Source organism: Streptomyces sp. NPDC001348 (genome assembly GCF_053597535.1).
The window spans coordinates 1-20029 of record NZ_JBSFIK010000006.1 but is presented as its reverse complement, the minus strand read 5'-3'; the positions used below and the strand labels follow the sequence as shown (position 1 = coordinate 20029).

The following is a 20029-nucleotide window of genomic DNA, read 5'->3' as shown; positions in this document are numbered from 1 at the left end:
CGTCGGCCTCCTCAGTCCGCCACCGCGGAATCGATCACTGTCAGCAGTTCCTTCGCGGAATCGACCAGGTACATGTGTCCGCCGTCGAGCCGCTCCTGGCGCAGCGGGAGGGTGGTGACGCGCTGCCAGCCGGCCGCCTGCTCCGCGGTGACCAGATGGTCGGCACTGCCCAGTACGGAGGTCACACGCAGGGGGAGAGGCGGCTGCTGCGGGTCGGGCCGGTAGTTCTCGTGCATGGCCACATCGGCCCGGAGCGCCGGGAGGATCAGCTGCCGCATCTCGCTGTCGGCCAGGGCCGGGTGGTCGTATCCCGCCAGGTCGCGCACCCGGCGCAGGAACTCATCGTCCGACAGTCCGGTGGCCCGCTCCCGGCGCGGTTCGTCGGGTGCCGGCGCCCCGCTGACGATGAGTCTCAGGGACTCGACGGGAAGGCTCCCGGCCAGCCGCCGGGTGATCTCGTGGGCGAGTACCGCGCCGAGACTGTGCCCGAAGACGGCCAGGAGCGGGTAGTCCTCGGCCAGCTCCAGCAGCTCGGGGACGATGTCGTCCACGGCCTCCGCGACCTCCGGGTAGGGCGCCTCGTCGAGGCGTTCCTCCCTGCCGGGCAGTTGCACGGGGACGATCAGGAGACGTTCGGCGGCCTGTTCCCGCCAGGGCCGGAAGAAGGAGGCGCCCGCTCCCGCGAACGGCAGGCAGACGACCGGGATGCGCCGTGTCATGGTGTCACCGGCCCGGTTGCGGGACGAGCGGGCCCGGACCCGCGGCCGCGACGGCTGATCCAGGACCGTTCCAGGTTGGTGACGAGGTCCGGGTGGTGGAGCAGGCGGGCCTGGGTGAGGGCGTACTCGGCCATGTAGGAGCGAAAGTGCTCCAGGGGCTCCTCGAACTCGTGGATCATGCGGCGGTTGGGTCCCACGGCGTTGTTGGCCAGCCGTTCGACGCAGCGTTCCGCCGTCTGTTCCATGGCGTCCCGGTCCACGAAGGCGTCGCAGAACAGGCGCGCCTCCGGCTCGTCACTGTGGATGTGTGCTCCGCCGAGGACGAGCCGCCGGGTGAGCCGGGATCCGGCGATCCTGGGCAGCCTGAGGTTGGCCGCCCCGGGGATGATGCCCTCGGTCAGCGCGGGGAGCGAGAAGTACGCGCCCTTCTCGGCGATCACCTCGTCGAAGACCAGGAGCTGTTGCAGGCCGCCGCCGATGGCGAAACCGTCCACCAGCGCCAGCCAGGGCTTGTCCCCGCGCAGGATCTTGTGCAGGTAGCCCAGTTCCCGGCGGAGCATGAAACCGACCAGTGAGATGCGGCCCTGGTGGAGATGACTGAGGTTGACTCCGGCGTTGAAGACGCGTTTGCCCGCGTGGCGGGGGTGGGACATGACCGCGCCGCGCAGGACGCCGACCCGTATGTCGTCGTCGAGTGCGACCAGGTCGACCGCGGTCTCCAGGGCCTCGACGGTGCCGTCGTCCTCCGCGTTCAGGAACTGGGGGTTGCGCACGGTCAGGTGGGCGGCGGCGCCCCTGCGCTCGACGAGCACCTGACCGAGGTCGGCGGTCCCGGACCGGCGGAAGCCGGGCAGGGCCTCCTTGGCGCGGCGGGTGGGCTCCAGCATGGCCCGTAGCAGGTGCGTGCCGGGCCCGGGCAGCCGCAGCAGGCTCCGGAAGAACAGCCCCAGCTCGATCTCCCGGCCTTCCTTGTCGGCCTGGGGCAGCCGCCGTTCGCGGTCGCTCAGCCGCCGGTCGGGGACGAGGCCGGGGAGACGGCCGGCGGCCGCCAGGGCCAGCTCCTCCAGCCGCAGCTGGTTGCGGCAGCCGTCGGTGAGGTCCGCGTAGAGGCGCTCCGCGTGGATCCGCAGGAATGCCGCGCGCGCCTCCTGGCAGCCTTCCCGTATGGAATGCGCCTCCTGGTGCTGGCCGGCGTCGCGCAGGGGTTTGGCGGGGAGCTTGGCGAGGCGTTCCTCCTCCGCCTCGACGAAGGCGCTGAGTGCGGAGCTGTCCCCGGCGTAGTCACCGGTGCCGGATGGGACCGTCATGCGTCCCCGGGCCGTGGTCATGCGAGAACCTGCTTTCTTGTGGTGGGGCGTGCCGGGCGGTCGCGGGCCCGGGCCCGGGTCCGGACAGGATCCGTACGGTGAGGGTCAGCGGGGGCCCGGCCGTCACCAGCGCGGCCGTGTGCCGTGGCGGGGCCGCCGGGTGCAGCACGGTCCACGTCGAACTCCTCCGCCCCGGGGGCCGGCCGAGGGCGGACCCGGCTGCCTTGATCGTGGCCTCGTACCGCGTCCATGCGCGGAAGAAGACCTCCTGTCGGCGTTCGGCGGGAACGCGGGCGAGATCGAGGTGCGGCAGGAATCTGCGGGCGAGTCCGCAGGCGTCGACCGCCCCGCCGGTCCATTCGACGTCCACACCGAGGGCGCCCGACCGGGCGATGCCGATCAGCGCCCAGGGGCCGGCGCGGGAGACGGAGAACACCAGACGGCCGCCCTGCCGCGGTCCGGTGAGGCGGGGCTTTCCGTGTCTGCCGACCGCGAACCGGACATCGCGCGCGGGAACGCCGAGGCAGCCGCCCAGGACGGTCCGCAGTGCCGCGCGCCTGCGCACGAAGGCGGTGCGTGCCGCGGGGTCGGTCATCAGCCGGGCCCGGGCCAGTTCGTCCTCGGCGAGGACGCTCTCCTCGGCGGGGTCCCCCCGCGGGGCGGCACCGGGGCCGATCCACCACAGGCGGACCTCTCCGGGGGCGGGCGGGCAGGGGCGCATGCCTACAGCTCCGAGACCAGGTGCACATGGGCGGGCACCACCGGGGTGCTGTCCGCCCGGTGCTCCAGCAGCATGACGCCGTCGTTCTCCTGGACGGGCACGAATCCCGCGAAGCGGTAGGCGACGAGCATCTGACGGTTGCGGTCGGTGAGCACGAACTCGCCGGCGAGACTGACGCCCCGGTCCCGGGAGCGCTCGACGAGGTGGTTGAGCAGGATGGTGCCGATGCCGCGGGACATGACCCGGCAGGACGCCAGAAGCAGTTTCAGGGTCCACGCCTCACGGGTGGACTCCATCAGGACCAGGCCGATGGTGCCGTAATCGCCGAACCGGTCGGTCAGTTCGGCGACGAGCAGGAGGTGGTCGGACGACCGGCGGAAGTCGTCGAGCTCCTCGTAGGAGTAGGTGTAGCCGGTGGCGTTGAGCTGATGGGTGCGTATCGTCAGCTCCTCTGCCCGCAGCAGGTCGCCCTCCCGCGCCCGGCGCACGGTCAGCCGCATGCCGAGGGAGGCGAGGAACTCCTGCGGTGGGCCGGTGAAGTCCCGTTCGGCGTCGGCGCGGCGCATCTCCGCCTGGTACAGCCGGCGGCGCTGTCCGCCGTCGGCCGTCACCTGGCCGGGGTCCAGGTCGGCGCGGGCCAGGAGGTCGGCCGCGGCGGTGACCTCGGCGACGCGGACCCCGGGGTGCGCGCGACGGACCTCTTCTCGCTCGAAGGGGTCGTCGTCGAGGAAGAGGAACGTGTCCAGGCCGATGTTGAGCGTCTCGGCTATCCGCCGGAGCGAGACGGACTTGGCGTCCCAGCCGATCTGGGGAGCGAGGAAGTACTCGGCCAGCCCTTCCTGCTGGAGCCTGGCCAGCGCGGTCTGTTCATGGTTGCGGCTGGCGACGGACTGCAGGACGCCGCGGGCGTCCAGCTTCCGTACGACATCGGCCACCCCCTCCCGCAGCACCACCTCGGCGTCCTCCGCCAGGACGCCGTGCCAGAGTGTGTTGTCCAGATCCCACACCACGCACTTCACGGGCGGCCGCTCAGCGGGGCGGAGCGTGTCGGCGCCGTCGGTATTCATCCAGATCCCTTCCTGTCCCTGCCCGCCGACCGCGTCGGGGGTGTTCATGAACCGTCGAGGAGTCCGCTGCCGCGGCCGAACCGGCCGATGGCCGACTCGCTGATCTCGTTGCTGCCCTCGATGATCTCCATGACCTTGGCGTCCCGGTAGTAGCGGCCGACCGGGTGGTCCGGCTCGCAGCCGCGGGCGCCGAGGAGTTGCACGGCGTCACGGGCGGCCTGTGCCGCGGCGGTTGCCGCGAAGTACTTCGCCTGGGTCGCGGCCATGGGCGCGTGGGGGCTGCCGGCGGCGATCAGTTCGCCCGCACGCAGCGCCAGCAGCCGGGCCGCCTCCGCGTTGACCGTCATTCCGGCGAGCAGCCGCTGCACCAGCTGGTGCCGTGTCAGGTCGCGGTCGGCCGCGTGCGCGGAGCCGGCCGCCAGGCAGGCGCGGATGATCCCGACGCTTCCGCAGGCCACGCTGTAGCGGCCGAGGGTCAGCGCCGAGGAGGTGATGAACGGATGCGCCCGCCCCACGGCCCCCACGACGTTCGCCCTGGGCACCCGGCATTCCCGCAGCCGCACCTCCGCGAGCATCGCACCCCGGGTGCCGAGCATGCCGCGCATGGGCACGACCAGCAGGCCGGGAGCGGTCCGCTCCACGAGGAAGGCCGTCGGCCCCTCGGGCGCCCGGGCGAAGAGGAGGAACACGTCGGCGATGCTGCCGAAGCTGATCCACCGCTTCACACCGTCCAGCAGGAAGAGGTCATCGGTCTCGCGCGCCGTGGTCGTCACGGCCGCCGCGTCGCTGCCCGCATCCGGCTCGCTCAGCGCGAAGGCCCCGATGGCCCGTCCCGAGGCCAGGTCCGGCAGCCAGCGTTCGCGTTGGGTGTGGCTGCCCCGTCGCAGCAGTGTGTCGGCGACCATGTCGTGCACCGTGAGGAGGCTGCGGGTCGAGGAGCAGGCCCGGCCGATCTCCTCGTGCAACAGCCCGTAGGCGACGGCCTCCAGGGCCCGTCCGCCGTGCTCGGCGGGCAGCCCCGCCGCCAGGTACCCCTGCGTGGCGAGCCGGTCGACGAGGGGTCGGCCGATCGCCTCCTCGGCGTCGTGTCGGGCCGCCAGCGGGGCCACCACCTCGTCGGCGAAGGTCCGGAACTCGCGGTGCAGCCGGCGTTGTTCGTCATTGAGCGTCAGTCGCACAGGATCCGGTCATCCGTCCGAGGGGAGGGTGGTCTTGCGTGTCACGAAAGCCGTCACGGCGTCGACGGAGCAGAAGTGCGCGATCTCCAGTTCGTCGTTCTCCACGGTGATGCCGAATTCCTCCTCGACGAACATCACCAGCTGCGCGGCGAAGAGTGAGTTGACGAACCCCGCCGCGAACACGTCCTCGTCGTCGGCCACCTCCCGGGTGAGCGCGGACCGCAGATACCCCCTGGTCCGGTCGCGGATCTCCTGTGCCGTCACCGTCACGCCCATGTGGCTGTCCCCTTGTCTCCGCTCGGTCCGTTCAGGCCGGCTGCGGGTAGCTGTAGAAGCCTCGGCCGCTCTTGCGGCCGAGGTGTCCGGCGTCGACCATCTGCCGCAGGAGCGGGCACGGCCGGTACTTGCTGTCCTTGAAACTCTCGTGGAGCATCTCGATGCTGCGCAGGACGGTGTCGAGGCCGATCAGGTCCGCGGTCGCCAGCATGCCCATGCTGTGCCCGAAGCAGGTGGTGAAGATCCGGTCGATCTCGGCCGGCTCGGCGACTTTCTCGTACACCAGGAAGGCGGCCTCGTTGACGGAGAGCATCAGCACCCGGTTGGACACGAACCCCGGTGAGTCGGCGACCAGGATGCCCTCCTTGCCCATCTGGGCGAGGAGTCGGCGGGCGCGTTCGATGGTCGCCTCGCTGGTGTGCGTGCCCCGCACCATCTCCACCACGGGCTTGAGCGGCACGGGGTTCATGAAGTGCATTCCCAGGACCTCGTCGGGGCGGGACGTCCGGCTCGCCAGGCGGGTCACCGGGATGCAGGAGGTGTTGGCGGCGACGACCGTGCCCGGGGCGCACAACTGCCCGACGAGGGTGTAGACCTCGCTCTTGACGTCCCAGTCCTCGACGGTGTTCTCGATGACGAAGTCCACAGCGGTGAGCCGCTGGTAGTCGGTGGTCGGTTCGATCCGGGCGAGTGTCGCGGTGTCGTCCGTACCGGTCTGCCCGCCCAGCAGCCGGGACAGGCGCATCTCCCGGCGGATCCCGGCGACGGCCGCCTCCAGGATCTGCGGTGCGGTGTCGACCAGGACCACCTCGTGCCCGGTGGCGGCGAGGCTGAGCGCCACTCCGCGCCCGATGGTCCCGGCGCCCAGGACAGCGACCGTCTTGACAGTCATACTTCGGTCATCCCTTCCGGTCGTGTTGCGGCGCCCAGCAGGGAGCCGATGTGCCGCAGCAGCTCCGCCGGGCCGGTGTACAGATAGAAGTGGTCACCGGGGCAGAGCGTGATCACGGCACCGGAGTCCGCGCAGGCGTCCCATTCCTCGAGGTCCTCCGGGCGTACGACCGGGTCGTCCTGGCCGCCGAAGACGTACAGCGGGCAGTCGAGCACGGCCGGTTCACGACGGTGGTGATGCGCGGCCAGCGTCAGGTCGGCGCGGACGGCGGACAGCACCGTGCGGACGTACGCGGTATGGCGCAGCAGACTCTCGGGCATCCCGCCCGTGCCGACCAGCCAGCGCAGCAACTCCTCGTCGCTCTTCTCGTGGAGGGCCGCACCCGGTGTCCGGGTGTGCGGCGCCCGGGCGGCAGACACCAGGACCGCTTCCGGCCGCCGTAGGACGCCCGGCCGCAGAATGCGCAGCGCCAGTTCGTAGGCGAGCAGGCCGCCGAAACTGTGTCCGAAGAGTGCGTACGGCCGGTCGAACTCGCCCGACAGACCGCGCAGCAATGCCTCCACCAGGTCCTCCAGATCGGTGGACAGCGGCTCGGTCCGCCGGGTGCCGCGTCCGGGCAGTTCGACCGGGACCATCTCCAAGCCCTGGGGAAGGTGCGGGCGCCACAACGAGAAGGCGCCCGCACCGCCGCCGGCCTGCGGCAGGCACACCACCCGAGCCGTCGGTTCACCGGCGGCCAGACGGCCGATCACCCAGTTGTTCTCGCGCCCGCCGGGGCGTGTACGGTCCGCCATGTCAGGCAGCACCTGCCGGTGCGTCCTGCCCCGCCAGGTCGGCGAGGGACCGGTACACGGTCCGGCCGATCAGCAGGGCGGTGGCGATCATCACCAGTCCGCCTCCGACGATCGGCGCGCGCAGCCCCCATGCGTCGGCCACCACACCGCCGACCAGCGCGCCGACGGGGATGGTGCCCCAGGTGACCAACTGGTCGACGCTCATCACGCGGCCCATGAGGGCGTCGGGGATCACCTTCTGCTGCGCGGAGATGCCGATGACGTTCCAGACCATGGTGGCGAATCCGAATCCGGCACTCGCCACCCCCACGAGGTAGGCGCTGTCCGCGATCCCTATCACGGTGGTGCTCACGCCGTGCAGGACCATCGCGCCCACCACGAGCCCGGAGTCGTCCAGGAGCGTGCGCAGCCGCGCGGTGAGGAGGCTGCCGAGCAGGGCGCCCACCGCCGCGGTGCTCCACAGCACGCCGTAACCCCAGCCGTTCACGTGCAGAACGCGGGAGCAGAACAATACGAAGATCGACGTGGTCATGGCGCGCGTCAGATTGGCCACGCCGAAGCCGACGATGATCGTGCGGACGAAGGTGTTTCCGGCGACCCATCGCAGACCGTGGGCGGCCGAGGACCACACCGATGTCCGGGGGCCGGTCTGCTGTTCCGGCGCGAAGTCACCGGTCAGGCGCATCAGGAGCAGCGCGCCGACGGCGAAGCTCACCGCGTCCGCGGCGAACGGCGCGGCAAGGGCGGCGGCCACCAGGAAGCCGCCGAGGGGCGGCCCGGCCATCTCCTTGGCGGTGATCGTGCCGCCGAACATCCGGGCGTTGGCCAGCGGGAGCTTCTCCTTGGCAACCAGCCGCGGCAGCATGGCCGGTGCCGCGGCGGAGAAGAGCACCTCGCAGGTGGTCAGCGTGAAGACCAGGACGTACAGCGCACCGATGGGAGGTCTGCCCAGAGCCGCCCACGCCGTGAAGGCGCCCACGACGACGGCGCGGACGAGCTGCACGCGGACCATGACCGTCTTGCGGTCGACCCGGTCGACCAGCGCGCCGCCCAGCAGGGAGAGCAGCAGCCAGGGCAGGCCCGCGGCGACCGTCACCCCCGCCACCGCCATGGGGCTGTCGGTGAGCGACGCCGCCAGCAGCGGCAGGGCCGAAAGGCGCAGTCCGTCACCGAGGTCGGAGACGATCGTCGCCGACCACAGACGTCGGTAATTGGCGCCCAGCTCACCGAAAAATCCCCGGGACCTCTTTTTCCCGGGCTTCGGCGCGGAGTCGGCAGGCGCCGTGGCACCGCCTGTCGAGTCAGGTTCGCCGTAGGTCATCGTCTCCCATTTCACTGCCCTGGCACCGGTGCGATGCGCATGTAAGAATGCTCATCGTCAAAATAAGGAGGGTGCCGACCGTGGTCGCCATTTCTGGAATTTTCACCAACATTCCCGACAGGCGTGTGGCTGTTTCAGAACTCGATGAGATCGCCGGACTTCCCGCGGCCGACCGGGAGGTGATCGCACGGCTCGGCGTCGACGCCGTACGCGACGCCGGGGACCGGTCTTCGGCGGACCTGGCGGCCGAGGCCGCCGCCCGGCTGCTCGAGGGCCGCCCCGATCTGCCGAGGCCCGGGGCGTTCATCCTGGTCGGCGGGCGCTTCCCGGAACTGCTGATGGCCTCCGAGGCCACCCGCGCGCAACGGGACGCGGGCCTGACCGGGGGCATAGCGCTCGGGGTCTCCGAACTCGGCTGCGTCTCGGTGTCGGCCGCGCTGCTGATCGCCAGGGGTCTGCTGGCGGCCGATCCGGCCCTGCCGGGCGTGCTGCTCGCACACGGCAGCAGGCCCCCTGGGCCGCGGCGGTACCGAAGGCCGGTGACGGTCAACGGCGACGGAGCCATGGCACTGCACCTCTCGCACGACGGGCCGCTGCGGATCCTCGACATCGCTCTCGAGACCAGCGGCGAGTACTGGGACCTTTTCCAGGTCGACTATCAGGGTGTTCCCTTCGATGACTGGCGGGAGGTGTGCACGGACACCAAGCGCTACTCCTTCTCATTGGCCGTGGAGAGCCGGAAGCGTTTCTCCCGGCTCAACGACGAGGTGCTGGCCCGACAAGGGAAAACCCTGGAGGATGTCGACCATTTCGTCATGCAGAACATCTCCTCGGGTGCATTCGACTTCTATGAAGAGGCATTCGGGATTTCCATAGCGGAAATCTGCCGTCGGAATCTGAGAGAATACGGGCACCTGGGGTCGACCGACATCGCCCTCAACCTGGAGGCAGGAATGACGCAGGGCGAGTTCCAGCCCGGCGACCTGGTCCTGGTGATGAACAACGCGCCGGTGGCGGCGTGGAGCACCATGCTGGTCGAGGTCGACGGTCCGCTCGGCTGAGCCCGGGGCTACTGCGGCTGCCGGGCGGCCTCCTCCATCCGGCGCCGCAGGCTCAGCGGCCGCATGTCCGTCCACACCTCGTCGATGTGGAGCAGGCATGCGTCCTTCGGGCCCGCGAACCCCTCCGTCCGCCATCCCGCCGGGAGTTCCCGGTCGGCCGGCCAGATGGAGTACTGCTCCTCGTCGTTGAGTACGACCTGGTACTCCGGCTCCGACGTGTTCTCGGTCATGTCCTTCTCCTTGCTCTGCTTCCTGTGTCCTGGTCCTGTGTCCCGGTCTCAGCCGGTGCTTCCCGCAGCGGACAGCAACCGGCGGTCCAGCTTGCCGCTGCCGGTCACCGGCAGCCGGTCCCGCCAGACCCAACCGGCCGGAATCATGTACGGCGGCAACCGCTGGGCCAGCAGTTCGCGCAGTTCCTCCTCGGCGGACGGGCCGGGACTTCCCACGAGGTGCGCCACCAGGCGCTGGTCTCCCGCACGCGGCTCCTCCACGACCACGGCCGCCGCGGTCACCGCCGGATGCCCGGTCAGGACGGATTCGATCTCGCCCGGCTCGATCCGGAAGCCGCGCAGCTTCAACTGGTCGTCCATCCGCCCCAGATACTCGACGACACCGCCGTCGAGAACCCGGCACCGGTCGCCCGTCCGGTAGAGCCGCTCGCCGGGCTGCCCGAACGGTGACGGCACGAACCGTTCGGCGGTCAGACCGGGGCGTCCCAGATAGCCCCGGGCCAGCGGTGTCCCGCCGATGTACAGCTCGCCGGGCACGCCCCGGGGGCACGGCCGCATGCGGGTGTCCAGGACATGCAACCGCGCATTGTCGACGGGCCTGCCGATCGGCACCGTCGGGCACGGACTGTCCTGCCGGCAGTCCCACCAGCTGACCTCGATCGAGGCCTCGGTCGGCCCGTACAGGTTCAGCACGCGCGCCTGCGAAGACTCCACCACGCTGCGGCACAGGTCGGCGGGCAGTGCCTCCCCGCTGCACACCAGGCGCCGCACGCCCCGCAGCGCTCCCGCTCCCGCGGCCGACAGGAACTCCCGCAGCATCGACGGCACGAAGTGCACGGTCGTCACCGAATGACGCTCGATCAACTCGGCGATGTGGAAAGGGTCGCGGTGGCCGCCCGGGGCCGCCAGCACCGTCGTCGCTCCGACGGCCAGCGGCCAGAAGAACTCCGGCACCGACACGTCGAAACCGAACGGTGTCTTCTGGAGGATCCGGTCGTCCGCGCCGAGCGGCTCCGTACGCTGCCCCCACAGGATGCGGTTGACGACCCCGCGGTGGGGCACCACGACTCCCTTCGGCCGGCCGGTGGAGCCCGAGGTGTACATGACGTACGCGGGGTGATCGGGCAGCAGGGCGGGACCCGGTGCGGACCCCGCCGGGCCGGGCTCCGCGGCGAGGTCCGCCAGGGACACCTCGATGTGCTCGGTGCCCGGCGTGCCCAGGTCCGGCACGGCGCCGGGCCCGTCGAGGACGAGCGCGGCGCGGCTGTCGCGGAGCATGAACTCCAGCCGCTCCGCCGGGTGCTCAGGGTCGAGTGGGAGGTAGGCCGCCCCGGCGTAGAGGACGGCGAGCAGCGCGACGACCAGCTCCGGCGAGCGTTCGGCGCACACCCCCACCACGCTCTCGCACCCCGCGCCCCGTTCACGCAGGACGTCCGCCAGACGGCCGGCGAGCAGGTCGAGCCGACGGTAGCTGAGCCGCTCCTGGCCCTGGAGGACCGCCGTGTGGTCCGGGACCAGTGCGGCCCGCCGCCGGACGAGGTCGGGCAGGGTGAGCTCCGACATCTCTTGCACCGTGGGGCCGCCGGCATCCTCCAGGACGCCGTGCAGTTCGCTGTCGTCCATCAGCGGCAGGTCGTCCAGAGGGGTGTCCGCCGCCGCGGCGGAGAGCAGCAGGGTGCGCCACCGCTCGACCAGCCGCTTGGCGGTGCGGGGCCGGAACCGGTCGGCGTCGAACAGGACGGTCCCTCGCGTTCCCTCCTCGTCGGTGCGTACCCGCCACACCGCGTCCAGCCGTCCGTACGCCGTCTCCAGGCCGGCTGCCGCACCTGTCTCTCCCACCTCCACCGCGACCGAGAAGAGCGGGTTGCGGCCCGTCGTCCGGCCCTGAGGCCGCGGCAGGGGACGGGCCTCGCCGAGAGCCGTCTCCGCCCGGTCCGTGAGCGTGCCGAGGCCGACGCCGCCGCCGGTGCTGACGCGTACCGCCACCGGACCGGGCCGGCCCGCCTCCCGCACGCCGATCACCACGTCCGCCTCACCGGTCAGCCGGGCGAGCAGGCCCGCGACACTCGCCAGCAGACCGGCCAGCGGAACGCCGTCCCGGTCGGAGGGCCGGGCCAGGAACGCAACGGCCTGCGCGGGCATGCGATAGGGGCGCATGGTCGTCGCTCCTGTCGGCTCGTCAGGGCCCACGCGGTCCGGGAGCAGTTCCGCCCGCGCGGGACCGGCGGGCACCGGCGCCGGCCCGGCCGCGGGTACATCCGCTGCCCGGTCCTCGTCGGCGCTGGGCACGGCCAGCGCCTCGAGCAGTGCGGCGGCGAGCGCGGCACCGTCCTGCCCGGGCTGCCGCCCCGGCCGGCCGGCGAACGTGCGCACGGCCGGCCCGGTGGCCACGGCGGCGGCCGGCGGGTCCACCAGGCCGACGAACTCGACCGTCGCGCCCTCGTCCGTCAGCCGTCGCGCCACCTGGAGGGTCAGGACCCCGGCGGTCCCCAGCCCGAGCAGCCGGTACGGGCCCTCCGGCTGGGCGGCCCGTACGGCCGCGGCGCATTCCTCCGCACGCGGGGAGGCCACCCCGTACACGGGGACCCGGCCGGTGAGGCCCCGGGCGAGGGAGTGACAGCCCAGAAGGCCCGCACCGGTCGTGTCGACGCAGAACAACGGCGGTACGTCCCCCCTGTGCTGCAGGACGACGGCCCGGCCCTCCGTCTGCGCCGTTCCGCCTGCGGCACGGACCGCTCCGGCCAGCGCGCGCACCGTACGGTGGTCGAACATCGCACTGACCGGCAGCCGCACCCCGTGCCGCCTGCGGACCTCGCTGAGCACCCGGATGACGAGCAGGGAGTGGCCGCCGACGGCGAAGAAGTCGTCGTGCGGCCCGACTTCGCGGGCCAGGACGCCGAAGTACACGTCCATGAGCGAGGCCTCCAGTAGGTCGGCGGGACCCGCGCCGTCGGCCCGGTGGTCCACCGCTGTGCCGCCGTGGTGCGGGCGGGCGCCGGAACCGGCGTCCGGCGGGCGCCACAGCTCGATGCCGCCCCCGGGAGCCACCCGGGCCCTGTCCCCGGTCCGCCTGATCCGGCTTCCGGGCTCGTCCGCGAACGGGTCGGGCAGGAAGTCCCGTGCTGTGTCACCCGGGCGGCCGGGGTAGCCCACGCCGACCGCCGCTCCGCCCACGTACAGATCGCCGGACACACCCGGCGGCAGCAGTTCCAGTCGGCCGCCGAGAACGTACAGCGCCGTGCCAGGGGCCGGAGCACCCAGCGGCGACCAGCCCGTCGCCGGTGCGCCGGCCACCGTGTCCGCGACCGGCAGCGGCAGGGAGGGCAACAGCACCGGTGCGGCGGTACGGCGGCCGCCGGGCGTTCCGCGGGTGCCGGGACGGGCGCCGAGCAGGCGCAGCGCGGACGTCAGGGGATCGGCCGGGGCATCGTCCCCGGTGGCATCCGGCTGGTCTCCGGCCGTCCGCGCCCACCAGGCGACGGCCGCCGCCAGCGCCCGGTGGTCCAGCAGCAGCCCGGCCGCCGGCCCGGTGCCGAGCAGCACGGCGGGGTCCCCGAGGGCGGTCAGGGCGGGCTCACCGGACGCGCCGGCCGTCTCCGGCAGCGGCGCGTCCAGCCGCATGACCTCGCCCGGCCAGGGCAGGACGCGTCCTGCGTCCGCTCCGGCGACCAGCAGGACCGGCGCGCTGCGTTCGAGTGACGCGGCCTGTGCGGCGAACGACTGCCCCGGGTCGCACAGGGCGCACACCCCGCCGACGTCCAGCACCGCCAGCAGCGCGGTGACGGCGTCCCGGCCCCCGGCGAGCACGCCCACGGTGTCCCCCGGCCGCACACCCAGGCCCCGCAGGGCTGCCGCGGTCTGTCGTACACCGGCGATCAGCCGGGCGTCCCCGGCTTCCGCGCCGGGCAGGTCCGCGTACTCACGGGCCCACGAAGCGAGCAACCCCGGCACGGGTGCGCATACTTCGGCCGGTGCCGTGCCGTGCGCCCGGGCGAGCAGCGCGCCGCGCTGGGCAGGTGTCAGCAGCGCAAGCCGTGACAGCCGGGTGTCCGGGTCGGCGACGATCCCTTCCAGCAGGGTCAGGAAGCAGTCGGCCAGCTGCTCGATCTCCGGTGCGTCGTACAGGTCGACGCTGTACTCGACGACCGCCGGCAGCTCCTCGCGCCCCTCGTACTCCCACACGGCCAGCAGCAGGTCCCACTTGGCGATGCCGGGTGGCAGACCCGCGAACATCTCGTCGCGGTCGGGGTGGTACTCCAGGCCGGGACCGATGTCCCGGGCGTTCTCAGGGAGGTTCTGGTGCACATAGGTGATCTGGAACAGCGGGTGCCGGGACCGGTCACGGGTGCCTTGCAGGTCCTCGACCAGCATGGCGAACGGCAGTTCGTCGTGGTCCAGGGCACCGATCACCGTGTTGCGGACCCGGGCGACCGCCTGCCGGAAGGTGGGATCCCCGCCGAGGTCGGTGCGCAGCGGGACCGCGTTGTTGAAGTAGCCGATGAGCTGGAGGACATCGGGGCTGCCGCGTCCGGCCGTGGTCGTGCCGACGACGATGTCGTCCCGTCCGCAGTAGCGCGCCAGCAGCGTCTTGAGCGCGGTGAGCATCGTCGTGAACAGCGTGCTCCGCTCGGCCGCGCTCAGTGTCCGCAGTCCCCGCATGACGTGCGCCGGGATGGTGAAGTAGTGGTGGGCGCCCCGGCCGGAGGGGTCCTGGGGCCGTTCCTTGCTGCCGGGGAGCTCGGTGGGCACCGACCCCGCGAGCCGGCCGCGCCAGTACTGGAGCAGCTCCCGCCTGCGCGGGCCCCGCAAGCGGGTACGCTGCCACGCCGCGTAGTCGGGATAGCCCACCGGCAGCGCGGGCAGGTCGGGTTCGCGCCCCTGGAGAGCGGCCTTGTACAGCTCCCACAGATCACGGTCGAGAATGGCCGGGGTCCAGCCGTCGTAGACGGAGTGGTGGGCGACGAGCAGCAGCACGTGGTCGTCCGGGGCGAGCCGGACGAGCAGCTTCTTGAACAGCGGGCCGGTCGCCAGGTCCATCGGTTCGACGGCCGTCTCGCGCAGCAGTTCGGTCGCCTGCGCGAGCCGCTCGTCGGGGCCGGTTACGGCGGACAGGTCGACGACGCGCAGTTCGTCCTCGTCCACGGGCCGCAGCACGGCCACCGGCTCGCCGTCCACCTCGTCGTAGCGGGTCCGCAGGACCTCGTGGCGGCGGTCCAGGCCGGCCAGCGCGGTGCGCAGCGCACCGATGTCGAGCGTGCCCTTCAGATGCAGGTCCACCGGGACGTTGTAGAGCGGCAGCCCGGGCATGAGCCGGTCGAGGAACCACAGGGACTCCTGGCCGCGGCTGGGCAGGTACCGGTCCCGCCGCGGGACCCGCGGGATCTGCTCGCCCCCGGCCGTGACCGGCTGCCGCGGAGCCGCGGTGGCCGCCGCGGCTTGCACCGCGTCGGTGAGCGCGCCCACGGTGCTGTGTTCGTACAGGGCCGTCAGGGGCAGCCGCACGCCGAACCGCTCGCCGATCCGGGTGAGCACGGCGAGGCCCAGCACGGAGTTGCCGCCGAGTTCGAAGTAGTCGGCGTCCGGGCCGATGCCCGGGATCTTCAGGGCGGACTCCCAGATCGCGGCCATCTCCGCGCGCGGATCCGGCGCGCCCTGAGCGGGGGTGTCCGGCGGCACGGCGTCCGCGGAGGTCCGAGCCGTGCGGGCGGTGGCCGGGGACTGTGCCGCGGGCAGCACCCGCGGCCAGCAGCGGGTCGGCTCGAAGGGGTAGGGGGGCAGTTCCACACGGCGGTGCCGCCGTCCCGCGTACCAGGCCTCCCAGTCGATGACGGCGCCCGCCGCGTACAGGGCCGCGGCACCGTGCGCCAGTTCACCGGCGTCGTACGCCTGCCACAGGTGGTGGCCGTGCGACGGGTCGCCGTGACCGACGAAGGCGGTTCCCGCCTCACCGAGCACGCAGAACAGCGAGGGCTCCTCGGCGACGAGTCGGGCCACGACCTGCCGGGCCCGTCGGTCGGTCTCCTGCGGGTCGGTGACCGGAGCCGTACGCTCTGCCTCGGCCAGCGCGGTGGCGGGCGACAGCTCGCCGCGCACGGCCCGGGCGACCGCCCGGGCCCGCCCGACCCCCAGCACCGGCCCGGTCACCAGGCCGAGGGAGCGCAGCAGCACGGCGGTGGCGTAGTGGTGGCGGAAGGCCGCGGCGGCCTCGTCCCCGCACTCCTGCCAGGCCTGCCGGTAGGCCGGGTAGGCGTGGCTCAGCGGGCCCGGATCGGGGGCGGCGTCGCCCGGGTCACCGAGCACCAGGACTGTGCGGCGTGGGCCGGTGCCGGTGGCGCGGGAACCGTCCGCCAGACCGGCGAGGGAGCGCTGGATCCCCTCCCGCAGCGACGCGGCGTCCGTCACGGGGAAGGCCAGCCTGTGGTCGTGGTCCTCACGTCCGGCGTTCAGGACGAACAGCACGTCGGCCACGGCGTCCTGGAGCGCCGGGAGCCGGTCCGCCAGCGCGCGCAGACGGCGGGCGAGCGCGGCGGGTGACCTGGCGGAGACGGTGGCGATACCCGGACGGTCCAGGCCCGCGCAGGCCGCGGCCTGAGGTGGCGCCGGAGGCTCTTCCACGACCACGTGGACGTTCGTCCCGGTGAGGCTGAAGGAGCTGACCCCGGCGGTCATGGGGAGCCCTGACGGGTCGGTTCGTTCGCGGGCGGTGGTGTTCACGTACAGCGGCTGGTCCTCGGCCAGCAGTTGAGGGTTGGGCTGCTCGAAGTGGAGGGAGGGGTAGAAGGAGCGGTGCCGCACGGCGAGGACGGCCTTGAGCAGTCCGGCGATGCCCGCCGCGTGGTCCAGATGCCCGATGTTGGTCTTGACGGAGCCCACGGCGCACGAGTGCTGCGGGGCACCGGCACGGCGCAGTACACGCTGCGCGGCCTCCAGCTCGATCATGTCGCCGAGCCGGGTCCCCGAGCCGTGGGCCTCCAGCATGCTCATCCGGCGCGGGTTCAGGTTGGCCTGGCGCCAGGCTTCTTCGATGACCTCGGCCTGCGCGGCGGGACCGGGCGCCGACAGTCCCGTGGAACGGCCGCCGTTGTGGTTGACGGCGATGCCGCGGATCACGGCGTGGACGGTGTCGCCGTCGGCCAGGGCCCGGTCCAGGAGTTTGAGTACGAGCAGGCCGCCGCCCTCGCCCTGGCAGGTGCCCGACGCCGACGCGTCGAAGGCCCGGCAGCGGCCGCCCGCCGACATGACCTCGGGGAACGCCTCGGCCTCGGACTGTTCCAGGGGAATGATGTGCAGACTCAGTCCACCGGCAAGGGCCACGCCCACCGTGCCGGCCGCCAGCTCCCGGCAGGCGTAGTGGACGGCCACCAACGAGGCGGAGCAGCCGGTGTCGACGGCGACGGCCGGACCGTGCAGACCGAGCGTGTGGGCGACCCGGCCCGCGAGAGCGGGGGACGCCGTACCCAGCATGGTCAGGAGGTCGTCCTCGCCCACCAGACGGCTGTACTCGGGCCGGGGAGCGCTCAGGAAGACGCCGCAGCGGTGGTCGCGGACGGCGGACAGCCGGTACCCCGCGTTCTCGAAGGCGGCCCAGGCGAGTTCCAGTGTCAGGCGCTGGTGCGGGTCCATGGCCTCGGCCTCGGCGGGAGTGATGCCGAAGAACTCACGGTCGAACTCGTCGATTCCGTCGAGCGTCGCCATCTGCGGATAGGTCCCGGACGGTGGCAGGCCCGCCAGGGCCAGCCTGGTCTCGGGAACGGGCCCCACTGCGTCATGGCCCTTGCGCAGCAGTTCGTGGAGTTCCTCGGCGCTGTCCGCTCCCGGCAGGCGCAGCGCCATGCCGATGACCGCGACGGGTGCGGACGGGGGCCACGGGGAGGGCATCTCGGTGGCGCTCCTCTCTGACGGACTGACGGGACTGGCGGACTGAGGGGTGCTGACGCGGTCGAGGCCGGGATGGCGGCGAGGCGGATCCGCCTCGGGGCTAGATGTCCAGGTCCTGCTCCCTGTCCGCGGCCGCCGGACGCGAACGGCGTTCGATCTCGCCCGCGATGTCGGCGATGGTGTGGTATTCGAACAGATCGACCAGCGAGAGACCCGCCTGGGGGAAGAGTGCGCCGAGTCTCTCGAACAGCGCGGCGAGGAGGAGCGAGTTGCCTCCGACGTCGAAGAATCTGCTGTCGCGCCCGATCTCCTCGATACCGAGGAGTTCCCGCCAGACATCGCGGACCACCGCCTCGGTCGATGTACGCGGACCGGCGGCCTCCGGCTGCGGCTCGGCTCCGTACCGTGGTGCCGGCAGTCCCTTGCGGTCGACCTTTCCGTTGACGGTGAGCGGCATGGTGTCCAGCCACACGAAGGCCGCGGGAACCATGTACTCCGGCAGGGCCGCCCGCAGCAGGGCGCGGAGTTCGCCGGCGGCGACGGTGCCGCCCGGGTGCACCGGCACGAGGTGGGCCACGAGGGCGCGGCCGCCGGGTGCGTCGTCCCGCACGGTGACGGCCGCCTCCCGGACCATGGGATGGCCGGTGAGCACCGCCTCCACCTCGCCCGTCTCGATGCGGAACCCGCGGACCTTCACCTGGCCGTCGATCCGGCCGAGGAACTCGATGCTGCCGGACGGCAAGCGGCGCACCAGGTCCCCGGTGCGGTAGAGGCGGCCGCCGGGCGGTCCGAAGGGGTCGGGTACGAACCGGTCGGCGGTCAGTCCCGGCCTGCCCGGGTAGCCACGGGCGAGTCCGTCACCGCCCAGCCACAGCTCGCCGGGGGCTCCGACGGGGACCAGACGGAAGGCCTCGTCCATGACGTAGGCACGGGTGTTGGCGATGGGTGTGCCGATGGGGACGGTGGCCCTGGCGGCGTCGACCTCCTTCAGCTCCTCCGCGGTGGCGAAGAGCGTGCTCTCGGTCGGCCCGTAGACGTGGACGAAGCGGGTGGCGGGCAGATGCGGCAGCAGGTTGTGCGCGTGCCGGGGGGAGACAACATCGCCTCCGACGAGGAGCTGACGGACCCCGCTCAGCTCGTCCGGGAACTCCTCCGCGGCCAGATGCAGTTGCGGGGAGATCAGCAGCAGGGTGGTGACCGGGAACCGTTTGAGGGCGTCCCGCAGGACGTCGGGGAACGGCAGGTCCGGCTGGGGGAGTGCCACGGTGCCACCGTTGAGCAGCGGCCCCCACACCTCGAGCAGCGATGCGTCGAACGACAGCGGGGAGAGCTGGAGATGGACCTCGCCCGGGCCGAGCCGCGCGTAGTCGGCTCCCTTGACCAGGCGGGCGAGGGCGCGGTGGGACACTCCGATGCCCTTGGGCACCCCAGTGGAGCCCGAGGTATGGATGATGTAGGCGAGGTTCTCTGCGTCACCGACCGGGAGGGGACCGCCGCCGACCGGCAAGGGATCGGCACCGGCCGGCAGGGCGTCCTGGTCGTCCCAGGGCAGGCCCGTGTCCGGCAGCAGCAGGACCCGCGGCCCGGTCCGGTCGTCGGCGGTCCCGGCGTCCGGGCCGCCGAACAGAGCGGCGAGTTCCGGCGAGGTCAGCACCAGCCGGGCGTCTGCGTCGCGCAGACAGAACGCGAGCCGCTCGGCCGGGTGATCGGGGGCCAGCGGCAGGTACGCACCGCCCGCCTTGAGAACGCCGAGTACCGCGACCAGCATTCCGACGGAGCGTTTCAGGCAGACGCCGACGGGCCTTTCCGGCCCGATGCCCAGGGCGCGCAGGCGGCGGGCGAGGCGGTCTGCACGCTCGTTCAGTTCACCGTAGGTGACGGTGTCCACGGACGTGAGGACGGCGGGCGCGTCGGGGGCGGCACGGACCTGCTCCTCGAACAGGGCGGCCGTGGTGGCATTGCGGGGGAAGTCCCGCCCGGTGTCGTTCCACTCCGTCAGATGACGCAGGCGCTCCCGCGGGGGAACCGGGTCCAGCTCGGACAGGCGGGCGCCCGGGGCGCGTGCCGCGGCTTCGAGCAGCTGGCTGTACTGGTCCGCCATGGCCGCCATGGTGTCCGGGTCGAACAGATCGGAGTCGTACTCCAGAAACCCGGACAGGTGCCGGCCTTCGTCGTACAGCACGAGGGCGAGGTCGAACTTCGAGATCCCCAGATGCAGGTCCACGGAAGTGAGTTCGACGTCACCGAGCCGCACTCCCGCGGTGGGGCGTTCCTCGAGGGAGAACACCGTCTGGAACACCGGGTTGCGGCTGAGGTCCCGTTCCGGTTGAAGTTCCTCGACGAGGCGGGAGAAGGGCAGGTCGCCGTGGTCGACGGCGTCCAGGAACTCCGCGCGCACACGGGCGACCAGTTCCCGGAAGGCCGGATCGTCACCGGTATCCAGTCGGAAGACCGCGTGGTTGACGAACAGGCCGATGACACCCTGCAGTTCGGGGTGGGTGCGGTTGCTGAGGGGGACGCCCACGCAGATGTCGTTCTGCCGGGTGTAGCGGGTCAGCAGTACGTGGTAGGCCGCGTAGAGGACG

Annotated in this window: 13 protein-coding genes; 1 reads left to right on the top strand and 12 read right to left on the bottom strand. The window is 72.3% G+C overall.

The features are described 5' to 3' along the window. Positions 1-11: 11 nt before the first annotated feature. From ACWC21_RS08315 to ACWC21_RS08275, 9 genes are read right to left on the bottom strand one after another with little or no spacing between them, the layout of a single operon-like run. Positions 12-719 carry a thioesterase II family protein gene (locus ACWC21_RS08315; RefSeq protein ID WP_450879391.1) on the bottom strand — a complete coding sequence of 236 codons (708 nt, stop codon included), beginning with the start codon at positions 717-719 and terminating at the stop codon, positions 12-14. Continuing rightward, positions 716-2026, bottom strand: a complete 1311-nt coding sequence (locus tag ACWC21_RS08310; protein ID WP_450879389.1) for an enoyl-CoA hydratase/isomerase family protein — start codon at positions 2024-2026, stop codon at positions 716-718. Before ACWC21_RS08310 ends, ACWC21_RS08315 begins: the two co-directional genes overlap by 4 nt. After that, positions 2001-2747, bottom strand: coding sequence for a 4'-phosphopantetheinyl transferase family protein (locus ACWC21_RS08305; protein ID WP_450879387.1), 747 nt, complete (start codon positions 2745-2747; stop codon positions 2001-2003). Before ACWC21_RS08305 ends, ACWC21_RS08310 begins: the two co-directional genes overlap by 26 nt. Before the next feature lie 2 nt (positions 2748-2749). Next, complete coding sequence (locus tag ACWC21_RS08300; RefSeq protein WP_450879385.1) at positions 2750-3814, bottom strand: HAD-IIIC family phosphatase; 1065 nt, start codon at positions 3812-3814, stop codon at positions 2750-2752. A 44-nt stretch (positions 3815-3858) separates the two neighbouring features. After that, entirely contained in the window at positions 3859-4992 is a 1134-nt protein-coding gene (locus ACWC21_RS08295; RefSeq protein WP_450879383.1) for an acyl-CoA dehydrogenase family protein, read from the bottom strand. A 9-nt stretch (positions 4993-5001) separates the two neighbouring features. After that, the gene (locus ACWC21_RS08290; protein ID WP_450879381.1) at positions 5002-5268 is read right to left on the bottom strand and encodes an acyl carrier protein; all 267 of its coding nucleotides are present in this window, start codon (positions 5266-5268) and stop codon (positions 5002-5004) included. 31 nt (positions 5269-5299) lie between these two features. After that, on the bottom strand, positions 5300-6160 hold the full coding sequence (locus tag ACWC21_RS08285; protein WP_450879379.1) for a 3-hydroxyacyl-CoA dehydrogenase family protein: 861 nt from the start codon (positions 6158-6160) through the stop codon (positions 5300-5302). Further along, positions 6157-6954, bottom strand: a complete 798-nt coding sequence (locus tag ACWC21_RS08280; RefSeq protein WP_450879377.1) for a thioesterase II family protein — start codon at positions 6952-6954, stop codon at positions 6157-6159. The genes ACWC21_RS08285 and ACWC21_RS08280 overlap by 4 nt, the downstream gene beginning before the upstream one ends. A 1-nt stretch (position 6955) precedes the next feature. Further along, the gene (locus ACWC21_RS08275; RefSeq protein ID WP_450879375.1) at positions 6956-8275 is read right to left on the bottom strand and encodes an MFS transporter; all 1320 of its coding nucleotides are present in this window, start codon (positions 8273-8275) and stop codon (positions 6956-6958) included. Positions 8276-8346: 71 nt separating this feature from the next. Here ACWC21_RS08275 and ACWC21_RS08270 point away from each other — a divergent pair, with 71 nt between their 5' ends. After that, entirely contained in the window at positions 8347-9336 is a 990-nt protein-coding gene (locus ACWC21_RS08270) for a 3-oxoacyl-[acyl-carrier-protein] synthase III C-terminal domain-containing protein (RefSeq protein ID WP_450879373.1), read from the top strand. Positions 9337-9344: 8 nt separating this feature from the next. On the opposite strand, the gene ACWC21_RS08265 is transcribed toward ACWC21_RS08270, so the two are convergent. The 3 genes from ACWC21_RS08265 to ACWC21_RS08255 all read right to left on the bottom strand — a co-directional run. After that, complete coding sequence (locus ACWC21_RS08265) at positions 9345-9566, bottom strand: MbtH family protein (protein WP_450879371.1); 222 nt, start codon at positions 9564-9566, stop codon at positions 9345-9347. A 48-nt stretch (positions 9567-9614) separates the two neighbouring features. Next, positions 9615-17444, bottom strand: coding sequence for an amino acid adenylation domain-containing protein (locus tag ACWC21_RS08260; protein ID WP_450879369.1), 7830 nt, complete (start codon positions 17442-17444; stop codon positions 9615-9617). A 100-nt stretch (positions 17445-17544) separates the two neighbouring features. Beyond that, positions 17545-20029: non-ribosomal peptide synthetase (locus tag ACWC21_RS08255; RefSeq protein WP_450879367.1), on the bottom strand; the 2485-nt coding region annotated here is incomplete at its 5' end.

Excerpts from the sequence above, each read along its gene's own strand:
- ACWC21_RS08305 (WP_450879387.1), bottom strand. The coding sequence starts at position 2,747 with ATGCGCCCCTGCCCGCCCGCCCCCGGAGAGGTCCGCCTGTGGTGGATC.
- ACWC21_RS08315 (WP_450879391.1), bottom strand. The coding sequence starts at position 719 with ATGACACGGCGCATCCCGGTCGTCTGCCTGCCGTTCGCGGGAGCGGGC.
- ACWC21_RS08290 (WP_450879381.1), bottom strand. The coding sequence starts at position 5,268 with ATGGGCGTGACGGTGACGGCACAGGAGATCCGCGACCGGACCAGGGGG.
- ACWC21_RS08285 (WP_450879379.1), bottom strand. The coding sequence starts at position 6,160 with ATGACTGTCAAGACGGTCGCTGTCCTGGGCGCCGGGACCATCGGGCGC.
- ACWC21_RS08280 (WP_450879377.1), bottom strand. The coding sequence starts at position 6,954 with ATGGCGGACCGTACACGCCCCGGCGGGCGCGAGAACAACTGGGTGATC.
- ACWC21_RS08275 (WP_450879375.1), bottom strand. The coding sequence starts at position 8,275 with ATGACCTACGGCGAACCTGACTCGACAGGCGGTGCCACGGCGCCTGCC.
- ACWC21_RS08260 (WP_450879369.1), bottom strand. The coding sequence starts at position 17,444 with ATGCCCTCCCCGTGGCCCCCGTCCGCACCCGTCGCGGTCATCGGCATG.
- ACWC21_RS08300 (WP_450879385.1), bottom strand. The coding sequence starts at position 3,814 with ATGAATACCGACGGCGCCGACACGCTCCGCCCCGCTGAGCGGCCGCCC.
- ACWC21_RS08265 (WP_450879371.1), bottom strand. The coding sequence starts at position 9,566 with ATGACCGAGAACACGTCGGAGCCGGAGTACCAGGTCGTACTCAACGAC.
- ACWC21_RS08310 (WP_450879389.1), bottom strand. The coding sequence starts at position 2,026 with ATGACGGTCCCATCCGGCACCGGTGACTACGCCGGGGACAGCTCCGCA.